The sequence below is a fragment of the Thermogemmatispora sp. genome (genome assembly GCF_019683635.1).
Taxonomy (GTDB): Bacteria; Chloroflexota; Ktedonobacteria; order Ktedonobacterales; family Ktedonobacteraceae; genus Thermogemmatispora.
The window spans coordinates 1-3,174 of sequence record NZ_JADGIA010000327.1; the positions used below are offsets into that span (position 1 = coordinate 1).

General features: G+C 62.4%; 5 protein-coding genes. All 5 read right to left on the reverse strand.

Going from position 1 to position 3,174, the window contains the following annotated elements:
* Positions 1–11: 11 nt before the first annotated feature.
* Positions 12–386 (reverse strand): 30S ribosomal protein S9, encoded by a 375-nt coding sequence (gene rpsI, locus IRZ31_RS20855; RefSeq protein ID WP_297157567.1) that lies wholly within the window; start codon positions 384–386, stop codon positions 12–14.
* Positions 387–525: 139 nt separating this feature from the next.
* Complete coding sequence (gene rplM / locus IRZ31_RS20860) at positions 526–1,017, reverse strand: 50S ribosomal protein L13 (protein ID WP_297157559.1); 492 nt, start codon at positions 1,015–1,017, stop codon at positions 526–528.
* 152 nt (positions 1,018–1,169) lie between these two features.
* Positions 1,170–2,048 (reverse strand): tRNA pseudouridine(38-40) synthase TruA, encoded by an 879-nt coding sequence (gene truA, locus IRZ31_RS20865; protein ID WP_297157562.1) that lies wholly within the window; start codon positions 2,046–2,048, stop codon positions 1,170–1,172.
* Between the two features lie 268 nt (positions 2,049–2,316).
* The gene (locus tag IRZ31_RS20870) at positions 2,317–2,943 is read right to left on the reverse strand and encodes a bL17 family ribosomal protein (RefSeq protein WP_189361975.1); all 627 of its coding nucleotides are present in this window, start codon (positions 2,941–2,943) and stop codon (positions 2,317–2,319) included.
* A 5-nt stretch (positions 2,944–2,948) separates the two neighbouring features.
* Positions 2,949–3,174, reverse strand: a 226-nt coding sequence (locus IRZ31_RS20875) for a DNA-directed RNA polymerase subunit alpha C-terminal domain-containing protein (protein WP_297157565.1), incomplete at its 5' end; no start/stop codon positions are given.

The following is a 3,174-nucleotide window of genomic DNA, read 5'->3' on the forward strand; positions in this document are numbered from 1 at the left end:
CAGAGCCAGACTTAACGCTTGGTGTACTGTGGCGCCTTGCGTGCGCGCTTCAGACCTGGCTTCTTGCGCTCCTTCACGCGTGGATCGCGTGTCAAGAAACCAGCCTTACGCAAGGTATTCTTCCAGTCGGGATTGACGCGCAGCAAAGCCCGCGCCAGAGCATGGCGAACAGCGCCAGCCTGGCCAGTCAGTCCGCCGCCAAGCACACGCACCGAGATATCATAAGCGCTGGTCAGGTCCAGCAGGCGGAGCGGCGCCAGGGCGGTTGCAACAACCGATTCGCGGTTGCCAAAGTAGTTCTGAAACTCACGCCCATTGACAATAATTCTGCCGCTCCCATTGGGATAGAGACGCACGCGTGCCACAGACGTCTTACGCCGTCCCATCCCGTAGTAGTACTCCCCTTTAGGCAGCTCCAGTTTGGTGCTTTCAGCCAAGGTCCGTACTCCTCTCCCTTCCTTGTCTCATCTCATCTCGATCGGTAAGGTCAGCAAGTAACAACGAGAAGAAGCGATAGCTCCTCACTTACTTTTCGCCCGAGGCCGGCGGCTGCTCAGAGAGATACTCGTCCAGCAGCGTCTGTGGCCCACGCCAGGGGACAGGCTTTTGAGCCTGATGCGGATGGGTTGGGCCAGCATAGACCTTCAGCCGCCGCATCAACTGGTTGCCCAGGCTATTGTGCATTACCATACCGCGCACCGCATGAATCAAGGCGCGCTCAGGGTGAGGACCCTCCAGCACCTGACGGAGCGTCTGCAGCTTCACGCCGCCCGGGTACTGGGTATGGCGGAAGTAGACCTTCTTATCGAGGCGCCCGCGCGTTACGGCGATCTTATCGGCATTGACCACGATCACATAATCGCCGCAGGGCATATGTGGAGTAAACGTCGGCTTATGCTTACCGCGGAGAATGGTCGCGATCTGCGACGCCAGCCGGCCCAGCACCTGCCCCTCGGCATCAATCACATACCATTTCGGGCGCAGGTCAGCAGCCCTGGCGCTATAGGTCTTTCTCATAGATCACATCTCCCAAAACGCAATCTTGCTTGCTCACTCACTCACACAGCTTCCCAGCGCGGAGCGCCGGGGCAAGGTGCTTCTCCTTAGCCGTCCATCTTCGCGCTCCACGCCTGCCGCCCAGCAAGGAACAGGTGAGCCGGGCCTGTCTATCAGGCTGCCGGGCCTCCATCAGGCGCTGGCTCAGCTCCAACGCCAGCCAGTGCAGGCCAAACAGCAGAGGCCAGTGTGGCCGTAGCCGGCGACGATTCTGGCAGGCCGAGCTCCTCGGGGTAGGAGACCCCCACCAGGCACAGCCCACGCGCCGGCACCGCCACCCCAGGATGGGAACGGTCAGCGCGCTGGACAATGGCCGCGAACTCCTCCACGCTGAGCCGCCGCTGACCGACCAGCAGAAGTGTTCCCACAATACGGCGCACCATGCCCGTCAGAAAGGCATTGGCCGTAAAGTCACAAAAGATACAGACGCCGTGGCGGACGCAGGAGGCCGCCAGCATCGTACGGATACAGTGGTGCGGGCCAGCCTCATCGGGATGAGAGGCATCCTCGGGACTCTGCCCAAAGGCCCCGAAATCCTTCGTCCCCAGCAGACACTTGCAAGCCTCAGCCATGAGATCGACCGCCAGTGGCTGAGAGCGATGGTACGTGAAGCGAGCCAGGAGCGCCGTCGGAATCGCATCATTCCAAATCGTATAACGATAAGAGCGACTGATAGCGCTGAAACGAGCATGGAAGCGCTCTGGCACCTCACGCGCCCAGCGCACGACTACTGTCGATGGCAAGGTTGCATTCAAGGCCCGCACCCAGGTCTCGGGAGCAAGTCGCGCCGTCGTGCGGAAGTTGATCACCTGGCCCGAGGCGTGAACGCCTGCATCAGTGCGCCCGGCGCCGTGCACCACAACCCGCTCACCAGCAATGCGCGCAATAGCGGTCTCCAGCACCCCCTGGATGGTGGGGCCATGAGCCGCCGGCTGGCGCTGGAAGCCATGATAGTCCGTGCCATCGTACTCAATGCCACAGGCAATATTCATGCGATCTCGTCTATCCGCCTATCCATCGAGCGTCTCATCGCCTAACCGCAGAGCAGGCAACCCCGTTCAGAGTGGGCCACCTCACGCGAGCTGAGCGAGATATAGAGCCTGCCTCCGGCTCTCCTGGCTCGCTCGTTCATCCACCGGCCCGCCCATGCTGGTGGCCAGCCATCCGCCCGTTGAGGGGTCGAGGCAGCGCCAGAGCCAGCCGCCAAGCCCGAGGGGAAAGCAGAGGCGTCCGCTTCCGCTTCCTCTCCTCTCGCAGACCTCAGACCAGAGCGATCTGAGCGACCTCAGCGGCATCGCCCTTGCGCCGTCCCAGCTTCGTGATGCGCGTATAGCCGCCGGGGCGGCCCATATAGCGCGGCACCAGCTCATCGAAGAGGCGGCGCACCACCAGCTCATCGGGCAGGTGGCTCAGCACATAGCGGCGGGCGCGCAGCTCAATCACCAGTGCCTCATAAGCGGCGCGCAAAGCCCGCTCCGCCTCATCTTCCTTGGGAATAATGCGCAGAAGCTCCGTACGGCGCTCCTTCAACTTATTCTCCAAGAACTTACGGCCCTGCTCTGTCAGCGGGGGCATGCCCATAGCCGCGCGCTCCTCATTCGTCGCCACCTCATCATGGAGCGAGAAGCGGCCACGGCGCGCAAAGGCCAGCAGCTTGGCCGCCTTCTCCTCATCGGGCACCACCTGCGCCAGATGGCGCTGGGCCGCGGCGCGGCCCTCGACGGCGGTCGCGATCAGCCGCTCGACCTCGCCGCGAATCGCGCGGGCGCGGGCCAGGGTAGTATTGATCCGATCGTAGCGGAGCAAGCCAGCCATCAGGCTGCGGCGGACAGCGCGACGGCGGTGCTCCGGCATTCCCAGCTTGTTACCGGCAACACGATGCCTCAACTTAACTAGCCCTCCCTTTCGTGATCGCCGTTCATCTCGGCCCCGACCGTGCTGGCGCGCAGATTCGTCGGGAGGAAGTTGCGCGCAATCAAGCGATCGCGCAACTCCTGCAAGCTCTTCTCGCCAAAGTTGCGCACGCCCAGCAGATCTTCCTCATTCATCGAGAGGATCTGGCCGACCTTCGTAATATTGCTGCGCTTCAAGCAGTTATAAGCGCGCACCGAGAGATCA

Coding starts and splice junctions, on each gene's coding strand:
- rpsI (WP_297157567.1), bottom strand. CDS start 386: ATGGGACGGCGTAAGACGTCTGTGGCACGCGTGCGTCTCTATCCCAAT.
- rplM (WP_297157559.1), bottom strand. CDS start 1,017: ATGAGAAAGACCTATAGCGCCAGGGCTGCTGACCTGCGCCCGAAATGG.
- truA (WP_297157562.1), bottom strand. CDS start 2,048: ATGAATATTGCCTGTGGCATTGAGTACGATGGCACGGACTATCATGGC.